Genomic DNA, 19,749 nt, shown 5'->3' with positions numbered 1-19,749 from the left:
CGCTCACTCATCGCCGGGCACGCCGTACGACGGCGCGGCCGCGGGGCTGAGCCCGCGGGAGACGTAGTCGTCGCGCTGCGGCATCCACAGGCCGAGCAGGTCGGCCAGTTCGCCGATCGGGTCCGCATCGGTCCAGTCCACGCGCAGGTCGGTGACCCGCCAGCCGGCGTCGCGCACGACGGACAGCCCGGCGGAGTGCACGTCGCCGGCCTCGCCGCCGGCATCCATCGCCGCGGTCATGGCGGCGAGCAGCCGCTCCTCGAGGTCGCCCTCGGTCGCGAGGAAGCGGTCGACCATGATCCGCGGGATGTCGGCCGAGGCGAGCAGGTTCCCGCCTGCGGCGACCCCCGGGCCGGTCGCGTCGGCGAACACGCCGAGCGCGCGCGCCCCGGAGAAGACGACGCCGTCGCCGACCCGGCCGACGACCAGCAGCTGGCGGTACTCGACATCCTCAGCGCGGTCGACGACGGCGCCGAGCGCGTCGGCAGCGGATCCCCCCTGCCGGAGCCGCTCCAGCACCGCGGTGCCGAGGCGCGGGTCGGTGACGTTCTGCGAGTTCACCGCGCCGGCGCCGTCGAGCAGGTGGGAGCAGCGGGCGGCAACGGCGGGCGAGGACGAGCACACCGCCGAGCCGAAGGCACCGGTGTCGTCGCGGGCCACGATCGAGAACGTCATCGGCCCCGCTCCGGTGCGGAGTCGCGACCGCTCCGGTCGCTGATCACCGCGGTCGCGTCGATTTCGACCAGCCATTCCGGTCGTGCCAGTGCGCTGACCACGAGGCCGGTCGAGACCGGGAACACGCCGGTGAGCCAGCGGCCCATGACGCGGTACACGGTCTCGCGGTAGCGCGGGTCGATGATGTAGACGACGACCTTCACGATGTCGTCGAGCGACGAGCCCGCCTCCTCGAGCAGCATCGCGATGTTCGCCATCGCCTGCTCCGCCTGGGCCTCGACGTCGCCGATGCCGACGGACTCGCGCGTGTCGAGGTCCTGGCCGATCTGGCCGCGCAGGTAGACGACGCCGCCGGCGACGACGGCCTGGCAGAGGTCGTTGTCGAGGTTCTGCTCCGGGTAGGTCTCACGCGTGTTGAACGGGCGGATCCGGGTGTGCGTGGGCATCAGGCGACCTTCGTCGCGAGGATCTCGCGTGCGGCGTCGTGCGCGAGGTAGTCGCGCTGGATGCCGATCTGGTCGGCGATGAACTTCGCGTCGTGCCAGACGCCCCAGATGAAGCTGGAACCGCGGCGCGACAGCCACGGCAGCCCGAGGAAGTAGACGCCGGGCTCGGACGAGATGCCGCGACGGTGGTCGGGGCGGCCGTCCTCGTCGAACGCGTCGACCTGCAGCCAGCCGTAGTCGGCGGCGTAGCCGGTCGCCCAGACGATCGACGTGATGCCCGCCTCGGCGAAGTCGATCTCGAGGATCGGGTCGGTGACGCAGTCGGGGTCGGGGCCGAACACGTGCGCCTCGGGCTCCTCCGGCAGGTCGAGTCCGTTCCTGGCGACGTACTCGTCGGCCTCGTTCAGCATCGCGAGGTAGTTCGCGTCGCCGTGGGCGATGCTCTCGGCGAGCCCCGGCTCGAAGCGCATCGCACCGCCTGCGAAGGCGCCGGCGCGCCCGACCAACGTGATGCCGGAGGCGGCGAGCTCGCGGAAGTCGACGGTCCGGCCGCCGTCGGCCCCGCTGACGGCGATCGTGACGTGCTCGGCGCCGGCCCGCGGCGTCGTGATCTCCCACTTGCCGAGGACGCCCAGCCACCAGCAGAAGTCGCGCTGGCGGTAGCTGCGCGGGGGTCGATCGTGCGGCCCCACGGCGAGCACGACCTCGCGCCCCGAACGACGGAGCTCATCGGCGATCTGAACACCGGACGAGCCGGCGCCGACGACGAGCACCGCCCCGTCGGGGAGCTGCCCGGGATTGCGGTACGACATCGAGTGGAGCTGGTGGATGCCGGCGTCCTCCGGCACGACGGCGGGGATCACCGGGCGCTGGAACGGGCCGGTGGCCGCGACGACGAATCGCGCGTCCCACGTCCCATCCGTGGTCTCGACGAGGAAGCCGGGGCGACCGTCGTGGCGACGCACCGAGGTCACCTCGACGCCGGTCCGCACCGGGGCGCCGATGTGCGCGGCGTAGCGCACGAAGTAGTCGGCGACCTGCTCCTTCGGTGCGAACGAGTCCGGGTCGAGGTCGAACTCGAGCTCGGGGAAGCGGTCGTGCCACGCGGGCCCGTTGGCCACGAGCGAGTCCCACCGCGCCGAACGCCAGCGTTCGGCGATGCGATCCCGCTCGATCACGACGTGCGACACGCCCTGAGCGCTCAGGTGTCCGCTCATCGCCAATCCGGCCTGGCCGCCGCCGACGACGACGACCTCGATCTCCTGGCTCGACATTCCCATACCTCCCGTGCGGCGATGACGACGCCGACAGGAGTCAGGCTATGAACGGCAGGCACATCCGTAAACCGTTGAGTTTCGCTGTAGTGCATCTAGAGAATTGATAAAATGGCGGGATGGCACGGTTCAACCGCCCCGACATGACACTGGTCCAGCTGCAGTACTTCGTCGCCGCGGCCTCGAAGCACTCGATGACCGAGGCCTCGATCGACCTCCACGTCGCGCAGTCCGCCGTCTCGACCGCCATCGGCCAGCTCGAACGATCGCTGGGCGTGCAGCTGTTCATCCGCCAGCGCAGCAAGGGACTCGCCCTGACGGATGCCGGGGAGCAGCTGCTGCGCGACTCGCGCGCGCTCCTCGCCCAGGTCGACGAGATGACCGACACGGTGCGCGGTCGCCACTACGACCTCCGCGGCACGCTCCGGATCGCCTGCTTCGTGACCCTGGCCCCGTTCGTCCTGCCGAAGCTGATCTCGCACGTCCAGGAGCAGCATCCCGCGCTCAGCATCGACGTGATCGAGGCCGATCTCGACGGCACGGTCGAACTGCTCATGACCGGTGCCGTCGAGGGGGCGATCGCGTACGACTTCGGCGAGTTGCACGACCTCACGTTCGACCACCTGTACACCGCGGCGCCGCACGTGATCCTGCCCGCCCACCACCCGCTCGCGCGCCGCAAGCGCCTGAAGCTCACCGAGCTCGCCGACCACGACTTCGTCCTGCTCGACATCCCGCATTCGCGCGAGTACTTCCTCGGCATGCTCCGCGAAGCCGGAATCGACCCTCGCATCCGCTACAGCTCGCGCAGCTACGAGACCGTGCGATCGCTCGTGGCCCGGGGCCACGGGTTCTCGATCCTCAACAACGTCCCGATGTCGCCGCGCACCTACGACGGCGGCGAGCTGCGCTCGATCGCCATCGCCCCACCCGCACCCGCGCTCGACGTGTCGTTCGTCCGGGTGTCGAACGTGCGACCGACCACCAGGACGCGGGTGTTCGCGACGCTCGCACGCGAGCTGTTCGGTGCCACGGCGACGGACGGCTGAGGCGCCGGCCCGGAGGCATCCGCTTCGGCGATGCGCGCCATCGCGCATCGAGACCCTCCCCTCCCACCGATCCCGGCACAATGGAGCCCTACCCGAAGGGACCCTCGCATGACCTCGCAGATCGCCGTCCTCGGCAGCGCCAACATGGACCTCGTGGTGACGCTCGCCCGGAGGCCCGAGCCTGGCGAGACGGTGTCCGGGACGCACTTCGCGATGGGGCCGGGCGGCAAGGGGCTGAACCAGGCCGCGGCCGCCGCCCGCGCAGGCGGGCGCGTCCGCATGCTCGCGGCCGTCGGCGACGACGACTTCGGCGCCGAGCTGGTGCGCCGCATGGCTGCCGAGGGCATCGACACGGGCGGGGTGACGCGCCGTTCGACCGCGACCGGGACCGCGCACATCGCGGTCACCGACGACGGGGAGAACAGCATCGTCGTCGTCCCCGGCGCGAACGCCGCGAACGAGTTGAGCGACGTCGACCGGGCGTCGATCGCGGGCTCCGCCTACCTCGTGGTCCAGCTGGAGCGGCCGTCCGCGCTGCTGCGGGAGGCGATGGGCTTCGCCCGGGCGAACGGCGTGGCCACCGTGCTCACGCCGGCACCCGTCGACGGGCACGCCGCCTCGCTCGTCGAGCTCGCCGACATCCTCGTCCCCAACGAGGGCGAGGCGAAGGAGCTCGCCGGAACGGACGACGCCGAATCGGCGGCGATCGCACTCAGCCGGACTGCGGGGACCGTGATCGTCACCCTCGGCGCCAGGGGCGCGATCGTCGCGCAACAGGGCCGGATCACCGGACACGTGCCGGCGCGACCGGTGACGCCGGTCGACACGACCGCCGCGGGCGACACGTTCGTGGGCGTGCTCGTCGCCGCGCTCGCCGACGGCGTCGAGCTCCTCGACGCGCTGTCGACGGCGACGGCCGCCGCCGCGATCACCGTCACGAGGAGCGGCGCGGTCGACGCGATGCCCTCGCTGGCGGAGATCCGGGCCATCACGGCCGGGAGGCGATAGCCCCCGTGCGACCAGCAAGACGCGACGCGACCGACGGTGCCTGGAGCTCATCCCCGCGCACCGTCAACGAGGTCGCCTTCGATCGGCTGCGCGAACTCATCTCCTCCGGAGAGATCGAGATGGGCTCACGCCTGGACGAACGCACGCTGTCCGACCGGATCGGCGTCAGCCGGACGCCGCTGCGCGACGCCATCGGCCATCTCGTCGCCCTCGGCGTCGCCGAGCACCGGGTGTACCGGGGGACCTTCCTGCGATCGTTCACGCCGAAGCAGGTCACCGAGCTGTACGAGGTGCGCACGGCGCTCGAGGGACTCGCCGCGTACACGGCCGCCGGGTCCGCCGAGCCGGCCGACTGCGATCGGCTCGAGGCGATCATCGAACGCGGGACCGACGCCTTCGAGCGCGTCGACCTGACCGCGTTCGAACGTGCGGACCGCGAGTTCCACGCACTCGTCGCCGAGCTGTCGGGCAACGACCTCCTCGTGGAGGAGCTCGATCGGCTCGCGCTGCGGATCCAGCTCGTGCGGCGGATCGCGAACCTCGAGGCCACGGTGGCCGCCGAGACGATCGGCGACCGTCGCGAGGTCCTCGACGCGATCCGCCGGCGCGACCCGGCCGCAGCCAGGGCGGCGATGGCACGGCACATCGGCGCCGTGCAGGATGTCGCGGTGCGCCGCCTTATCGCGCGCGACTGACGGTGGGCTCGCACCCACCGCCAGTCGTGCGATCAGGACTCGGCGCGTCGTGCGATCAGGACTCGGCGCCCTCGGCCGTGCGGTGCGCGCTCGAGAACGCGATGGCCAGTTCGGCCTGCGTGTCGCCGACGTTGCGGGCGTTGTGGATCACGCCGCGCGGGATGGAGATGACGTCGCCGGCCTCCATCGGGAACTCCTCGTCGTTCCAGGTGTGCACTATGCTGCCCGTGAGCACCATGAGGATCTCGTCGCAGTCCGGATGCCAGTGCCGGCCGTTCGCCTGCCCGGGATCGAGCACGCACTTGCCGGTGGTCATCGTCTCCGAGTTCCCGATCGCACCGGAGACATACCACTCCAGCCGGCCCCAGGGCTGGGGCTCGATGACGTGCTGCGCCGCGGTGCGGAGCGTGCGGGGTCGTGTGTTCTCGGTCATTCCTTCTCCTTCGTGATGTCGACCAGGTCGCCGTCGGAACGCACGGCGGCCTCGAATACCTGCATGACCTGACGGGCGAACGCCAGTCCGCTCACCTCGGCCGGCCGGCCGGCGAGCACGCAGTCGAGGAAGTACTTCAGCTCGCCGTACATGCCCTGTGTGAACACGGCCTTGTTCTCGAGCGTGTTCATGCCGTCCTGGGCCTCCCAGGTGATGCCGCCCGAGTCCAGGCCCTCGGGAGCGAACGTCGTCCCGGTGGCGTACGAGAACGGGATGCCGCGCTGGTACGTGATCGAGCGGGAGTTGCGGATCTCCACGCTCCTGCCCTGCCCGACCATGAAGTAGCGCTCGACGGGCTGGAACGCCGGAGCGCTGTCCGCGAGGTGCAGCGAGGTCACCGTGCCGCTCTCGTGGCGGATGACGAGCACGCCCGAGTCGTCGTCGGCGCGGTGCACGGCGACCTGGGCTGCCGGACCCGCGAGCGAGAGGAGGAGCGCGGTCGGGTGGCATCCGTCGATCAGCCAGCGGTTCTTCCCGCCACGGGCGATGGACTCGTCGTCGCCGCGCGGGATGTTCATCGGGTAGATCCCCGACATCGTGTGCAGCGGACCGAACTCGTCCAGCGCGAGCAGCTCGCGCGCCTTCGTCGCGGCGGGCATGAACACCTTCTTGTAGCCGACGACCGCGATCCGGTCGCCCTGCGCGGCGATCATCGAGTCGACGTCGGCGACGCTCGTGCCGACCGGCTTCTCGAGCCAGACGTGCAGCCCCGCGGCGAACGCCTCGCGCGCCAGTTGCGGATGCAGCTGCGGCGACACGCACAGCAGCACCGCGTCGAGCTCCTCGGCGGCGTACATCTCGGCGGCGCTGCGGTACGAACGCTGGAGCCCGTACTGCCGCGCGGTCGCGTCGCCGAGCTCGCGGTCGAGGTCGGCGATCGCGACGAGGTCCGCCGGAAGGTAGGTCAGGGTCGGCAGGAGGTTGCGGTAGGAGTGGGAGCCGACGCCCACGACGCCCAGGCGCACGCGCCGGTCGAAATCCCGCTGGTACGTCATCGGATGCTCCTCGAGAAGGTGGACTGCAGGTAGCGGAGGTCGCGCAGCGCGAGATCGGCGTAGTCGTAGCCGGGCTTGGGGCGACCGTGCTGCGACGGGTTCAGGCAGATGACCGGGGACACGCCGTCGTCGATCACGCGACGCGTGATCTCCTCGACGGCGAAGTCCGAGTCCTCCAGCGCGCTGTTCCACGCGAGCGCGTCGGAGCCCCCGTTGGTCTGCCCGCCCTTCAGGTGGTAGTAGCTGATCAGCGGTCGGAGCGCCTCGTAGTCGTCGATCGTCGGGAACACGCCCGTCGCCCACTGGTTGTTGACGTCCCACGTGAGCGTGACCGACGGGCGGTCCAGCCAGGCGAAGAAGTCGACGAAGTCGCGGGTCTCCGAGAGGAAGCAGCTGAAGGCCTCGTTCTCGATCGTCGGCGTCGCCCCGGAGGCCGCGACCCGGTCGATCGCCTCCCGGTAGACCTCGACGACCCACGGATACCGCTCCTTCAGGATCGCGACGGCGCTCCGTCCCTGCTCGCGCTCGGGCAGCTGCGCGGCGATGAGGCGGAAGAACCGGGGGCGCAGCACCGCTGAGATCTCGAGCAGGTGGTCGAGCCGACCGAGGTGGTCCCGGCGGAAGGCCTCCTCCCCGTTCGCGACGTCCTCGAAGAACACCCCCGTCGAGAGGCACACGACCTCGAGGCCGGCCTCGTCGATGGCGGCGCGCGCCCGGATCGCCTCCTCGATCGTCAGGTCCGCGATCCGCTTGCCGTAGATCTGGTCGCGCAGGTCGACCCAGCGGATCCCCCACTCGCGGTGACGTTCCAGCGCGGCGTCGAAGTCGGCGTCCGCCATCGAGTTGAGCATCGTGAAGTCCACGTCGGTCATGCCCCGCTCCCGACCTTCAGCTGCTTGAAGCTGCGCAGCTGCTCGGTGATCGCCTGCTCCGTCGGGAGCCGCTCCATGCTCGACGCGCCGAAGAAGCCGTCGACGCCGCGGGTGCGCTGCAGCACGAACTCGGCATCCGCCCGTTCGGCGATCGGGCCGCCGTGGCACAGCACGATGACGTCGTCGCGGACGCCGGCCGCGGCATCCCGGATCGACTGCACCCGGCCCACCGATTCCTCCAGGGTGATCGCGGTCCGGGCGCCGATCGACCCGTTGGTGGTGAGGCCGACGTGCACGACGATGATGTCGGCGCCGGCGTCGGTCATGGCCTGCGCCTGCTCCTCGTCGAACACGTACGGCGACGTGAGCAGGTCCTGCCGACGGGCCTCGCGCACGGCATCGACCTCGAGCGAGTAGCCCATCCCGGTCTCCTCGATGTTCTGCCGGAACACGCCGTCGTACAGGCCGACGGTGGGGAAGTTCTGGATGCCGGTGAACCCGAGCTCCTTCAGCTCGGCGATGAATCGCGGCATCGAGCGGAACGGGTCCGTGGCGCAGACGCCGGCGAGGACGGGCGTGTCCTCGACGATCGTGAGCACCTCGGCCGCCATGTCGACGACGATCGCGTTGGCGTCGCCGAACGGCAGCAGGCCCGCCAGGGATCCGCGCCCCGCCATCCGGAAGCGACCGGAGTTGTAGATGATGATGAGGTCGGCGCCGCCCGCTTCGGCGCACTTGGCGGAGAGTCCCGTCCCCGCCCCGGCGCCGATCACGGCCCGCCCTGATTCGACCTGTCCTCGGATGCGCTCGAGCGCTGTCTCCCGGTTCACCGGGTACCGCCTTTCTCCTGGGATGCGATGGCTTCGTGGAGGGCGTTCGCCATCGCGCGGGCGAAGTCCTCGTCGTTGACGGGCACGTCCCGGCGGACGACGGCGATGTCGTCGTGCAGCTCGTCGACGAGCGTGTCGATGAAGGCCCGGTCGGCCACCGGGTCGAAGAACGGGCCGCTCTCGACGTCGATGCCGGAGAATCCGGCCTCGGGGAGGAACACCATAGTGGTCGACCGGTCCTCCCGTGCGTTCAGGCGAGCCGCCATCCGTCGCGCGATCTCCGTCGACTCCTCGGGCGAGGTGCGCATGAGGGTCACCGAGTCGTTGTGGTGGTACAGCGTCCGGGTCCGGTACTCCTCGGGAACGGTGTCCGGCGCCCCGAAGTTGACCATGTCGAGCGCCCCGGCGCTCACGAGGTGCGGCACCCCCGCCCGGGCCGGCGCGGTCAGGCGCCTCGGGCCCGCGGCGAAGACCCCGCCGACCAGCTCGTCGGCGAGCTCGGTCGTGGTGATGTCGAGCACGCCCACCGTGAGGCCGGCGTCGATGATCGCCTCCATCGAGTCGCCGCCCGCGCCCGTGGCGTGGAACACGAGCACCTCGTATCCGTGCTCCTCCAGGACTTGGCGGGCGGCGGTGACCGCGGGCGTGGTGAGCCCGAACATCGTTGCCGCGATCACCGGCCTGGTCCGGATCGCCGGGACGGTGGCGTGGGCCATGCCGGCGATGGCGCCGGCGGCGTTGGTCAGGATGCGCGCGGAGATCGCGTTGATCCCGGCGATGTCGACGATCGAGTACATCATCGTGATGTCTGTCGAGCCGACGTACTGGCGGGTGTCTCCCGAGGCGACGGTCGAGACGATCAGCTTCGGGAAGCCGACCGGGAGCGCGCGCATGACCTGCGAGGCGAGCGTGGTGCCGCCGGTTCCGCCGAGGGCGAGGATGCCGTCGATCTCACCGGCTTCGACGAGTCGGGTGACGACGGCCGTGGCGCCCTGCGCCATCCGGGAGATCGCCGTGCCCCGATCGGGTTCGGCGCGGACGTCCTCGATGGTCATCCCGATCGCGCCGGCGACGGCCCCGTTCGAGACCGCGGCGACGGTCGGGCTCGAGCCGCGGACGCCGACGTCGATCAGGTACGGGGTGACCTCGAGCTCGGCGAGCGCTTCGGCGACGAACGCGTACTCGTCCGCCTTCGTGTCGAGGGTGCCCAGCAGGGCGACGGTCGGCATGTCGACTCCTAGATTGTTCGTTGTATACCAGAGTGAGGGAAGGGATGCGGCGCCCTCATGAGGGAGGGCGCCGCATCGGCGCGGGGTCACTTCATGCCGGTCGTGGCGAGACCCTTCACGAAGTAGCGCTGCAGGAACAGGAACAGGATCAGTACCGGGACCACCGCGACCGTCGCGCCGGCGAAGGTCAGACCCCAGTTGGGCAGCTCGTTCGGGGACACCTCGTGGGCGACCGCGACCTGGATGAGCTTGTTCTCGGGGCTCTGGATCGCCACCAGCGGCCACAGGAACGCGTTCCACGAGAACAGGAACTTGATCAGGATGAGGGTGGCGAGGGCGGTCTTCACGTTCGGCAGGATCACCGAGAAGAAGATCCGGAAGTGGCCGGCACCGTCCAGGCGGGCCGCCTCGTCGAGCTCTCGCGGGATGTCCTCGAACGCCTGCTTGAGCAGGAACAGCCCGAACACGCTCGCGACCCCGGGCAGTGCGACGCCCCACAGAGTGTCGCCGAGCCCGATGCCGGAGACGACGCGGTAGAGGGGGACGAACATGGCCTCGACCGGCAGCATGAACGTCGCGAGGATGATCGCGAAGACCGCACCGCGCCCCTTCCACTGCATGCGGGTCAGCGCGTAGGCGGCGAGCGAGCAGACGACCAGCGCCCCGGCGACCTCGATCGAGGCGACGATGAAGGAGTTCAGCAGGCTCTGCCCGACGCCCTTCTCGACGAAGAGCTGCTCGAAGTTCGACAGCGTGGGGTTCAGCGGGAAGAACGCCTCCCAGCTGAACGGGATCAGGCCGGCGAAGATGTCCTCGGCGTCCTTGAATCCCGAGGAGATGATCCACATGAACGGGAGGAGGAACACGATCGCGATGACGACGAGCATGAGCAGCCCGAAGATCCGGGCGACCCAGGTGCCGCCGGTGCGCTCGCGCTCGTCGGTCCCGTGCTGGATGAGTGCTTCGGTGGCGGTCATCAGTAGCTCCAGGTGGTTCGGAGGAGTCGCATCTCGATCCAGCTGATCAGCAGTGCGAACAGCAGCAGGATCACCGACAGCGCGGACGCGAATCCGGGCTGCTGCAGGAAGAACGCGGTCCGGTAGATGTCGAAGACGAACAGGTTCGTCGAGCCCTCGGGTCCGCCCGACGTGATGACGTAGGCCGGCGCGAAGGCCTGGATCGAGAAGACCGTCATCACCACGACGACCAGCACGGTCGTCCGCGACACGAGCGGGATGGTGATCGAGATCAGCCGGCGGAACGGGCCCGCCCCGTCGACGCTCGCCGCCTCCTTGATCTCCTCGGGGATCGCCTGCAGCCCGCCGAGGAAGATCACCGCCGCGAGACCGACCTGCTGCCAGACCGACAGCAGGATGATCGACGGCAGTGCGAGCGAGGTGTTGGTCAGGAAGTTGACCGGACCGAGCCCGGCCGATGCGAGCGCCGAGTTGAGCAGGCCGCTCTGGTTCAGGATGAAGCCCCACATGGTCGCCACCACGACCGCCGAGGTGACGACGGGCAGGAACACCATGGTGCGGATCAGTCCGCGGGCCGGGAGCTTCGCGTTCAGGTAGACCGCCAGCAGGAAGCCGAGCGGGACCGTGAACACCAGGAAGCCGGCCATGAAGACGAGCGTGACGAGCATCGACTGCAGCGTCGTCGGGTTCGTGAAGGCCCTGACGAAGTTCTCCCCGCCGACGAACCCCGCCATGTCCGGGTTGTAGAGCGTGAACTCGTACAGGCTGTCCCGCGCCATCACCGCGAGCGGGACGTACTGGAACAGGAGGATCAGCAGCATGAACGGCGCCAGGAAGATCGCGGCCGTCCGGATCTCGTGCCGTCCCCGCTTCCGCCTGGGTGCCCGCTGCGCCTGACCTGCCCGGATGCGGGCGGGCGCAGGGAGTCCTGCGCCCGCCCCGTCCGAGGCGCGATCGGTCAGCGTGTTCGTGACCGTCATCATGTGCCTACCTCGTGTGTCTTTCCGTGGATCGTTACTTCAGGTGATCCGCGAGCTGGTCGACCGCCTGGTTCAGCCGGTCCTCGGGGTCAGCGCCGTACGCGATGTCGGCGAGCGCGTCCGTCACGTACTGGTCGTACGCGAAGAACCCGGTGGTCTGCGGACGGGGCACGCCCCATTCGCGCAGCTGCTCGACCGCGACCGCCAGCGGGAACTCGTGCATGGCGGGCATCTCGTCGATGACCGAGTTCAGGACGGGGACGATGTTCGTCTCCTCCGCGTAGCGCATGAGCGCGTCGTGCTCGCTGATCGCGACCACGAACTCCGCAGCCGCGTCGGCGTGCTTGCTCTTGGACGCCACGCCGATCGTGATCGAGCCGGTGTGGACGGTCGGGGTCGTGAAGTACGGGACCGTGGTGACGCCCCACTCGAAGTCGACGTTCGCCTCGTTCAGGTCGTTCGCGAGGTACGGGATGTCGATGTCGAAGCACGCCGTCTGGTTGAGGAACGAGTCCGGGATCGGGGTCTGCGGGCTCACGGCCGTGTCGCCGTTGAACATCTTCTGGTAGAAGGTCGCCGCCTCGATCGCGCTCGGCGTGTTGAGGTAGCCGTCGGCGGTCGTGCCGTCCTCGGAGATGGCGTAGTAGGTGTTGTACGCCTCCGAGCCCTCCTTGGCGTCCGGGTCCCCGGCACTGCGCAGGATCGGGAGCGCGGTGTTGATGGCGCCGGTGCCGTAGCGCGTGCCGGCCAGACCCCAGACCGTCGGCGACGACGCCGGACCCTGCTGGCAGGTCTGGAACGCCTCGTACGCCTCCGGCCAGGTCCAGCCGTCCTCGAGGGTCTGCGGGACCTCGATGCCGGCGGCATCGGTCATCGTCTTGTTGTAGTACATCATCATCGCGCTGGTCTGGATGCCGGTCGAGTAGAGCGCGCCCTCCCAGCTGTGCTCGGTCAGCGTCGACTCGAGCACGTCGTCCAGCCACTCCTCGGACACGTAGTCGTCGAGGGGGAGCAGCACGCCCTGCGATGCGAGGTTCTTCGTCCACGGGCCGTCGTAGCCGATGAGGTCGAGCGGGGCGCTGCCCGACGCCTGCACCGAGATCGTCTCGGCCAGCTGGTCGAACGGCACCCGCTGGATCTCGACGTTGACGCAGGAGTGGGTCTCCTGGAACTCCGCGACCTGCGAGTCGGACGGGTAGCCGGCGGACGAGGAGATGCCGTTCAGCGTGATGACGCCGTCGGGGCATTCGTCGGTGACGGTGTCGGGGTCGGCGCCGCCGCCGGCCGCGCAGCCGCTGAGTGCGAGCGCGGCGACGAGCGGGATGCCGACGATGGCAGACCTCCGCCACCGGTTGCGAGGTGAGTTCATGTGATCGTTCCTTTCACTGCAGGGGAAGGTGCTCATGCTCGGAGGGACTCGAGCACGGTGCGGTCGAATCGCGCCTGATCGGCTGAGAATCCCCACCACACATTCGGTGCCGCGTTGCCGCGGTGGTTGACATCGACCGTGGTGCGGCCGAAGTTCTGGAAGCCCGTGGTGTCGACGCTGACGGCGACGTGACGGAGGTCGACGACCTCCGGGTCCATCAGGTACGACACGCAGAGCGCGTCATGGACCGGGGCCGATGCCGGCGAGTCCATCGGGTGCGATGCGTCGTGCCCGGCGATGTAGAAGTCGAGCACCGCGGCGACGGCGGCGGCGCCGTCCGTGCCGAGCGCGCGGATCTGCTCGATCATCGCCCGGTCCGTGACGACGTCGTGCGTGGCATCCAGCGGCATCACGGTGACCCGCTGGAACCCCGCCTGGAAGACCACGTCGGCGGCGATCGGGTCTGCGTAGATGTTGAACTCCGCCGCGGGGGTGCGGTTGCCGAACTCATGGCCGCCGCCCATGATCACGATCTCGTCGATCGCGTCGACGATCTCCGGCGCGGCGGTCGCGGCGGCCGCGATGTTGGTCAGCGGCGCCAGCGCGACGATCGTGATGGGCTGCGTGGTCGCGCGCAGCGTGGCGATGAGCCAGTCGATCGCCGAGGTGGACTCCGCGGTGCGGGTGCTCGGGGGCAGCGGCAGGACGGACTCGTGCATGAGCCCGGCGGAGCGCCCCGGCGCGAACGGGTACGGGCGAGGCGCGAAGGGGCGACCGAGTCCCGCGTACACGGGGATGTCCGGCCTGCCGATGGCACCCAGCATCCGCAGCGTGTTGTCGGTGGTCTCCTCCAGGGGGAGGTTCCCGCGCACGGTCGTGCACGCGAGCACGTCCAGCCCCGAGCGACCTGCTGCCATGGCGATGGCGACTGCGTCGTCATTGCCGGTGTCGACATCGAGCACGATCTGCCGGTTCATCATCACCATCGATTTCCTCGGGTTCCGGAGTGGTTCTTCGAGTTCCTGAGCGGTCCTCTCGAACCGATGCCGCTACCGTAAGCGCGCCGGTTCATGTTCCGCCAATAGAAGGATTGGGCCTAGCGCATCAAGAGAACTGATGCAGCGACCCGTTGCCGACCGGTGCGCAACGCCGATGTCACACTTCCCGTCCTGCGTCGACTTTCCCTCTAGAGACCCGCGATCGGCCGGCCTCGCAGCGAAACGTCACGGCCACCGCGGTCTTCTAGGATCGGCGACGCGGGGTCGGTTCGATCCGCCCAACATCACCGACATCGCGTAGGCAGTGGAGCACCTCCTTGGCCCAGATTTCACTCCGCTGGACGGGGAGACGCGGTCGTATTCGGACTGATCGGACTTTCACGCATAACGCCGGACACCCGGGCGTGCTCACGAACGCGTACTCCGCCACCCGTCGCCAACTCGCCGATCTCGTGGCACGTGCGCATCCGTGGGGAGCTATACCTGACAGGCGCCTACGGGGTTCACCGGTGAGGTGAGTGTCGGGTTCGCTCTTTCAGTTTGAGCCGGATCCGGCTCGACTGGCGCGGACGCACGCCGCCGCTGTCGAATCGTTGCTCGCCAGGCTCCGCCGGACGGGCCGGGGCGACCGCGCTGCTCACGATTAGCTCACGGTTTTGCCGAGTTCACCAGAACCCACTACGTTTCACATTCCGCGTGATCTCGCGGCTCGTGAACCCGAGTGAGCCACCGTGAACCGGCACTTAGGAACTTCTGCTTCCCAAGCAGACAGCGCGGGTTCGATTCCCGTCATCGGCTCTTCGCGAATTTTCCCTGATCAGGCCATGTTTTCGACGAAGTATCGACGTTCATGAATTCGATTTGTTTTCGTCGCGTCACGGTTAACTCACGGAAAATGATTCAACTTGCTTTCGTAAGCGGAACCGCGATGACCCCTGCCGCCGGGCACCCAAGTGTTCTGAGCCGGCCCTCGGACCGCGGCGGCCACGGCCAACGGTGAGTACGGAGCGTTGCGACGGCCCGTTCCCCGGCTCGCTGGCCGCGGCCTGCTTCGCATCCTCGACACTTCGGGCGACGGGGTCGAACTCGAACGTTTCATGGACGAGTGGCTCGGCGCGCTCGTCGAGCACCACGAGGATCACCGCTCCGAGGTTGTCTGCACGCTCGGCGATTGTCTCGACTCACGCGGCAACTACGATCACACGGCGGACGCGCTGATCATCCACCGGAGTGCGCTGCGGTACCTCTCGGCCGCATCCGCGAGGTGAGCGGCCGGGACCTCGCCGACCCGAACTCCCGGCTGATCTGCACATCGCCGCGCGGATCCGGTCAGCTCTGCAGGACAACCTCCGGTGAGGCCACCGCCCGCATCTCAGCGTGACCTGGCGAGCCGCGGATTCTGCCGGTTCGGCACTCCACGGGGCCAAGACTCGCGGACGCATACTTCTGCCAAATCGAGGCACCCGGGTGCGACCACGGCTCCACCCCGTGGCCGCATCCGGATGGTTCAGGGGAGCCCGCGGACGAGACTCCAGCCGCGAGTTCGCCTGCGACCCGGTCGGCCCGACCAACAGCGCTACGAATCGAGAACGGCGGACGGGTCGGGCACACCGGCGGCTTCCGCGAGGTCGAAGACCAGGGCGAGGCTACGGCTGTTGTCGGCAGGCGTCACCCCGGTGGCCTGGTCACCGTCCATCGCGCGTACGAAGTCGCGCCACGCGAGCGCGAGGTCCTCGTCCGCGACGGGCGGGTGGGTCGTCGCCACGCGGCGCGGGCCGTCGCCGGTGTCAACGTCTACCGCGAGGTCGCGCACTGTCAGGGTGCCGCGGTCGCCGACGAATACCCAGTCGCCATCCCATGGTGTGGTCGTTTCGCGTGCCGCCCAGGTCCCGTCGTACGTAACCTCGGCACCCCCCTCGAGCGACAGCTCGGCTTCGAGATCCGTTACGCCGGCATAGGACGTGTCCGGCCGGCGCATTGCGGACGCCCGGAGCACGGTGGCTTCCTGGCCGGTGAGGTGGCGCAGCAGGTCGACGTGGTGGATCGCCATGTCGGCGAGAAGCGGATGGGCCAGTCGGTCCCGGCCTCCATCGGGGAACTCGGGTTGCGCGAAGGCGACCTCGATTCGGCGAAGTCGGCCGATGCTCGGCAGGTGGGCGCGCACCGACTCGGCCCAGGGTCGGAGTCGGTAGTTCTGGTTGATGCGCACCACCGCGCCATCGCCGGCCAGCTGCTCGAGTTCGGACAGCTCGGACCGGGTCGCCACTGCGGGCTTCTCGCACAGCACGGCGACGCCGCGGCTCACGGCTGCCCGGATCGCGTCGAGATGCAGCCCGACCGGCAAGGTCACGATCGCCGCGTCGAGTCCGTCGACATCGAGAGCCGAACCGAGGTCGTCGACGACGTGCACATCCGGCAGGTCGACCGTCGTCCCGCCCGGCCGGACCGCGACCGTGACGACGTCGACGTCGGATTCGCCATCGAGGACGCGACACCACGTGCGTCCCCAGCGGCCCATTCCGAGTACCGCGACCTTTCGAGGCATCGGCATCCCCTTCCCTGTGTGCGTCCACCGCGGATCGGACGAGCGGCCGGGCCCCACCCGTGGGACGGTTCCCGGCCGCTCGGTCCGAGCGCGCGATCAGCCCTTGTAGCCGGAGGGCGCGGTGAGCACACCCCGCTCGATGAGCTTTCGGATGTTCGCCGCCCGCGTCGCGTCCTCCCGCGCCAGCCAGCCCTCAGCCGGAGGAGCGTCGAGGTACTGGTTCTTGGGATAGATCGGCTCGTCGTAGATCGCGCGGTACTGCTCGGTGCGCAGGTCCTTGAACTGGTTGTACAGACCGTTGGCCACACGCGCACGACGCAGGGCCTCGATGTCGATCGTCGTGCAGACGAACGAGTCGCCGGACGTCCAGCCGCGCTGCTGCGTGAGGATCTGGCCGCGCGGGCCGACGATCATCGACTGGCCGCCGAAGAGGTCCTGCATGCTGCCGTCTTCACGGACCTCGGGGCCGAGGTTCGGCGCCACGACATAGGCCGAGTTGAACATGGCGTGGGCGCGGTTCTGCAGCTCCCACATGCCGTTCTGCACGGCCGGCTCGATGAGCGTCGGGCGGATGATGATCTCGGCGCCGTTCATCGCGAGACCGCGGGCGATTTCGGGGTACACACCCTCGTGGCAGATCGCGATGCCGATGTTGCCGATCTCCGTCTTCGCGACCGGGAAGATCGCGTCCATGACGTTGCCGTTGGCCTTCTTCTCGATGAACTCGTCCCACACGTCGTGCGGGTTCATGTTCCCGAGCATGCCGCCCTCGTAGGCGTCGGACGTCGCCTTGTACCGCTTGTAGACGATCTCGCCCTTGGGGTCGATGATGAAGGCCACGTTGAAGTGGCGGTCCGGGAAGTCGTCGTCCTTGACCATGTACAGCTCGGCCGCAATGTAGGTGTCGAGCTCGATCGCCTTCTTCGCGAGCTCGTCGGTCTCGGGGCCGGGGATCGTGACGGCGAAGTGCGCCTCACGTTCGCGGTTGCCGGGCGTGTTCGCGATCATGCCCTGGATCGCCATCTCGGGGAGGACGACGAGCTTGACCGGAGAGCCCTCCCACCGGCCGACCATCACGGCGGTGTCGATGAACTCGTTGATGCGCTTGACGTTCGCCACGCCATCGCCGGGGTTCTTCACGTTGATGGTTCGCGGCGAAACGGCCACGACGACGAAGGGGTCGATCATTGCTGTTCTCATTTCTTCTCTTCGGTGAGCAGATGCGGCTGCGGAAACTGGCGTCTCTGCCATCCGGACGCTGAGTTAGCGCTAACTCAGCATAGGCACATGATGCGAAAACAAGCAAGCAGTTTCTAGAAATACCCTGATCAACCGTCTTTTTGTTGCGCGCATTCATGGTCAACGCACTGAGAGAGCGCACTACCAAATGTCCACGCATCGGGCTCGCCGAGGCTGGACGCGATGCGCGTCCTGCCGTGCTGGTCCGATTCAGTGCGCGGGAGCCGCAGTGGTGTCGCGGAGCACGAATTCGGGCTGGATGTAGGGGATGTCCCCGTGCGACTCTCCGCGGATCATCTCGAGGATCCTGGTGACGGCCACATGTCCGATCGCCTCGAAGTCGAGCGTCACGGTGGTGAGAGCCGGCCGATAGTACGGCGACTCCTTGACGTCGTCGAAGCCGACCACACTGACATCGCCGGGCACCTCGAGCCCGGCCTCATCGAGCGCCTTGATGACGCCCAGCGCGAAGGGGTCATTCGCGGCGAACACCGCCGTCACTCCGGGCGTGCGCGCGAGCTCGCGGCCGACCCGGTACCCCTCCGCCGCCGACCAGTCGGCTGTCTCGAGCGGTGGCGGGCCCACCCGCCCTGCCGCCGCGAGCTCTTCAGCCCAGCCGCGCCGGCGCGCAGTCGTCGCCATCCATCCCTCGGGGCCCTGTACATGCCAGACCGTCTCATGGCCCAGGTCGAGCAGGTGGCGGACGGCCACCCGTGCGCCACGCACCTCATCGATCGAAACGCTCGTCGAGCTCGGCGGTGTTCCCTGCTGGAAGGTCACCACCGGCACGTCGATGTCGAGGGCTTCGAGCACGGCGATCGCCTCGTGGAGCGGTGCGAGCACGATCACGCCGTCCACCGCGTCCGACCCGACCGAGTCGAACGCGGCGCGGATCGCGGCCCGGTCGAGCGAATCGATCGTCACGAGGCGCGTGGAGTATCCGTGCTGACGGGCCTCTTCGGAGATGCCGTAGAGCGCGACGGACGGACCGAGCACCGAGAGCTCGAAACTCACCACGCCAATGGTCATCGTCCGATTGCTCGCGAGCGCCGCTGCGGCGGGGTTCCGCCGGTACCGAAGCTGCGTGATCGCGAGTTCGACGCGCTCACGGATGTCCGGTGCCACGTTGGTGGCCCCCCGCACGACGCGCGAGACGGTCTGCTGCGAGACGCCGGCGAGCCGGGCCACATCCACCATGCGAGGGCCCTTGGACCTCGACGCGAGCCGCTCTCCCCGGCCGTTCCCCCTGGGCTCCGGAGCGGCAGGTGTCGACGGCATCCCATCATTATGCCCGGCCCGCTGCACCCGAACCGGGAGCAGCGGGCCGGCATTCCCCGTCTCGATCAGGGCCGCCGATAGCGCAGGACCTCGGGATGCCGGTCGTACGGCCACTCCGCCCCCTCGACCATGTACTTGCGCGTCGTGTAGCTGCCGTCCATGGTCGATGCGAGGGAGGGCGGGCCGTCGAAGCCGATGACCCCCCACCCGATCCGATTCTCGTTGCCGCCGTAGACGGGGTCGCCGTAGAAGCCCTGCCGGGTGTTGAGGACGAGCAGCGGGAAGAACTCGAGGAAGTCCTCGTTCACCGGCTGGTTCCCCGCGGGCGCGCCGCCGAGGCCACCACCCTCGTCGTCGAGCGTGAATCCGCCCGGCTTTGCGGCGCCCGACAGCTTCTCGAGCACCGCGTCCTGGTCAGCCTCGCCGAGCTCGAGGAACGTGCCGCCCCCGAACTCCTGAGCGAGCCGGTCCATTTCCTTGATGCCCTCGCGGTAGAACTGCCGGCGCTGCTCGATGCGCTCCTGCCACACCTCGGCCTCGCGGCCTTCCATCCTGAGGAAACCCACCCCATCGGCGGCGGGGAAGATGAACAGCGTGCCGGCGAGCATCCGGTCGATGAAGCGCACCACCTTCGCCTCGCGGGCGCCCGGGTGGTGGTCGGTGGGGATGATCCGCGCCGTCGCAGCCTCGATCGTGTCCCACTCGTGCTGAGAGAAGAAGGTCGGCCCCTCGACGTCGCGCGTCGATACGGGCACGGTGACCCATTCCGCTTGTCCCATGGATTCTGTCCTTTCGTG

Annotated in this window: 20 protein-coding genes; 4 read left to right on the top strand and 16 right to left on the bottom strand. The window is 69.0% G+C overall.

Translation table 11 applies throughout. From position 1 onward, the window contains the following. Positions 1-3 precede the first annotated feature (3 nt). Genes ACIQH8_RS16805 through ACIQH8_RS16795 form a run of 3 tightly spaced genes read right to left on the bottom strand, consistent with a single transcriptional unit; the run spans position 4 to position 2,395 of the window. Positions 4-675: a DUF1028 domain-containing protein gene (locus ACIQH8_RS16805; protein ID WP_401000744.1), complete on the bottom strand. Its 672-nt coding sequence runs from the start codon at positions 673-675 to the stop codon at positions 4-6. Further along, positions 672-1,121 carry a RidA family protein gene (locus ACIQH8_RS16800; protein ID WP_401000742.1) on the bottom strand — a complete coding sequence of 150 codons (450 nt, stop codon included), beginning with the start codon at positions 1,119-1,121 and terminating at the stop codon, positions 672-674. The genes ACIQH8_RS16805 and ACIQH8_RS16800 overlap by 4 nt, the downstream gene beginning before the upstream one ends. Further along, positions 1,121-2,395 carry a flavin-containing monooxygenase gene (locus ACIQH8_RS16795; protein ID WP_401000740.1) on the bottom strand — a complete coding sequence of 425 codons (1,275 nt, stop codon included), beginning with the start codon at positions 2,393-2,395 and terminating at the stop codon, positions 1,121-1,123. The genes ACIQH8_RS16800 and ACIQH8_RS16795 overlap by 1 nt, the downstream gene beginning before the upstream one ends. A 119-nt stretch (positions 2,396-2,514) precedes the next feature. Here ACIQH8_RS16795 and ACIQH8_RS16790 point away from each other — a divergent pair, with 119 nt between their 5' ends. The 3 genes from ACIQH8_RS16790 to ACIQH8_RS16780 all read left to right on the top strand — a co-directional run bounded on the left by ACIQH8_RS16790 (position 2,515) and on the right by ACIQH8_RS16780 (position 5,147). Continuing rightward, entirely contained in the window at positions 2,515-3,444 is a 930-nt protein-coding gene (locus ACIQH8_RS16790) for a LysR family transcriptional regulator (RefSeq protein ID WP_401000738.1), read from the top strand. Positions 3,445-3,552: 108 nt separating this feature from the next. Continuing rightward, positions 3,553-4,452, top strand: coding sequence for a ribokinase (locus tag ACIQH8_RS16785; protein ID WP_401000736.1), 900 nt, complete (start codon positions 3,553-3,555; stop codon positions 4,450-4,452). A gap of 5 nt (positions 4,453-4,457) precedes the next feature. Further along, positions 4,458-5,147, top strand: coding sequence for a GntR family transcriptional regulator (locus ACIQH8_RS16780; protein ID WP_401000735.1), 690 nt, complete (start codon positions 4,458-4,460; stop codon positions 5,145-5,147). Positions 5,148-5,202: 55 nt separating this feature from the next. Here ACIQH8_RS16780 and ACIQH8_RS16775 read toward each other — a convergent pair whose 3' ends face one another. From ACIQH8_RS16775 to ACIQH8_RS16735, 9 genes are all read right to left on the bottom strand, one after another. Beyond that, complete coding sequence (locus ACIQH8_RS16775) at positions 5,203-5,580, bottom strand: cupin domain-containing protein (protein ID WP_401000734.1); 378 nt, start codon at positions 5,578-5,580, stop codon at positions 5,203-5,205. Then, entirely contained in the window at positions 5,577-6,635 is a 1,059-nt protein-coding gene (locus ACIQH8_RS16770) for a Gfo/Idh/MocA family protein (protein ID WP_401000733.1), read from the bottom strand. The genes ACIQH8_RS16775 and ACIQH8_RS16770 overlap by 4 nt, the downstream gene beginning before the upstream one ends. Continuing rightward, positions 6,632-7,507, bottom strand: coding sequence for a sugar phosphate isomerase/epimerase family protein (locus ACIQH8_RS16765; protein ID WP_401000731.1), 876 nt, complete (start codon positions 7,505-7,507; stop codon positions 6,632-6,634). Before ACIQH8_RS16765 ends, ACIQH8_RS16770 begins: the two co-directional genes overlap by 4 nt. Beyond that, positions 7,504-8,337 (bottom strand): phosphoenolpyruvate hydrolase family protein, encoded by an 834-nt coding sequence (locus tag ACIQH8_RS16760; protein WP_401000729.1) that lies wholly within the window; start codon positions 8,335-8,337, stop codon positions 7,504-7,506. Before ACIQH8_RS16760 ends, ACIQH8_RS16765 begins: the two co-directional genes overlap by 4 nt. After that, the gene (locus ACIQH8_RS16755) at positions 8,334-9,566 is read right to left on the bottom strand and encodes a Tm-1-like ATP-binding domain-containing protein (protein ID WP_401000727.1); all 1,233 of its coding nucleotides are present in this window, start codon (positions 9,564-9,566) and stop codon (positions 8,334-8,336) included. Before ACIQH8_RS16755 ends, ACIQH8_RS16760 begins: the two co-directional genes overlap by 4 nt. An 86-nt stretch (positions 9,567-9,652) precedes the next feature. Further along, complete coding sequence (locus ACIQH8_RS16750) at positions 9,653-10,543, bottom strand: carbohydrate ABC transporter permease (RefSeq protein WP_401000725.1); 891 nt, start codon at positions 10,541-10,543, stop codon at positions 9,653-9,655. Beyond that, a complete protein-coding gene (locus ACIQH8_RS16745; protein WP_401000723.1) occupies positions 10,543-11,526 on the bottom strand; it encodes a carbohydrate ABC transporter permease in 984 nt (327 codons plus the stop codon). The genes ACIQH8_RS16750 and ACIQH8_RS16745 overlap by 1 nt, the downstream gene beginning before the upstream one ends. A gap of 31 nt (positions 11,527-11,557) precedes the next feature. After that, entirely contained in the window at positions 11,558-12,892 is a 1,335-nt protein-coding gene (locus ACIQH8_RS16740; protein ID WP_401000721.1) for an extracellular solute-binding protein, read from the bottom strand. 32 nt (positions 12,893-12,924) lie between these two features. Beyond that, positions 12,925-13,878: a nucleoside hydrolase gene (locus tag ACIQH8_RS16735; protein ID WP_401000719.1), complete on the bottom strand. Its 954-nt coding sequence runs from the start codon at positions 13,876-13,878 to the stop codon at positions 12,925-12,927. 1,109 nt (positions 13,879-14,987) lie between these two features. Here ACIQH8_RS16735 and ACIQH8_RS16730 point away from each other — a divergent pair. Continuing rightward, positions 14,988-15,158 (top strand): hypothetical protein, encoded by a 171-nt coding sequence (locus tag ACIQH8_RS16730; protein ID WP_401000717.1) that lies wholly within the window; start codon positions 14,988-14,990, stop codon positions 15,156-15,158. A 308-nt stretch (positions 15,159-15,466) separates the two neighbouring features. On the opposite strand, the gene ACIQH8_RS16725 is transcribed toward ACIQH8_RS16730, so the two are convergent. The 4 genes from ACIQH8_RS16725 to ACIQH8_RS16710 all read right to left on the bottom strand — a co-directional run bounded on the left by ACIQH8_RS16725 (position 15,467) and on the right by ACIQH8_RS16710 (position 19,731). Continuing rightward, positions 15,467-16,492 carry a Gfo/Idh/MocA family protein gene (locus ACIQH8_RS16725; protein WP_401000715.1) on the bottom strand — a complete coding sequence of 342 codons (1,026 nt, stop codon included), beginning with the start codon at positions 16,490-16,492 and terminating at the stop codon, positions 15,467-15,469. 39 nt (positions 16,493-16,531) lie between these two features. Then, positions 16,532-17,623, bottom strand: coding sequence for a nitrilase-related carbon-nitrogen hydrolase (locus tag ACIQH8_RS16720; RefSeq protein ID WP_401000713.1), 1,092 nt, complete (start codon positions 17,621-17,623; stop codon positions 16,532-16,534). 261 nt (positions 17,624-17,884) lie between these two features. Further along, entirely contained in the window at positions 17,885-18,871 is a 987-nt protein-coding gene (locus ACIQH8_RS16715; protein ID WP_401000711.1) for a LacI family DNA-binding transcriptional regulator, read from the bottom strand. Positions 18,872-19,017: 146 nt separating this feature from the next. After that, a complete protein-coding gene (locus ACIQH8_RS16710) occupies positions 19,018-19,731 on the bottom strand; it encodes a gluconate 2-dehydrogenase subunit 3 family protein (RefSeq protein ID WP_401000709.1) in 714 nt (237 codons plus the stop codon). Positions 19,732-19,749: the final 18 nt, after the last annotated feature.

The sequence above is a fragment of the Agromyces sp. GXQ0307 genome, from assembly GCF_044769845.1.
Classification (GTDB): Bacteria; Actinomycetota; Actinomycetes; order Actinomycetales; family Microbacteriaceae; genus Agromyces.
The sequence above is the reverse complement of the archived record's forward strand: the minus strand, read 5'-3'. Positions and strand labels throughout refer to the sequence as shown.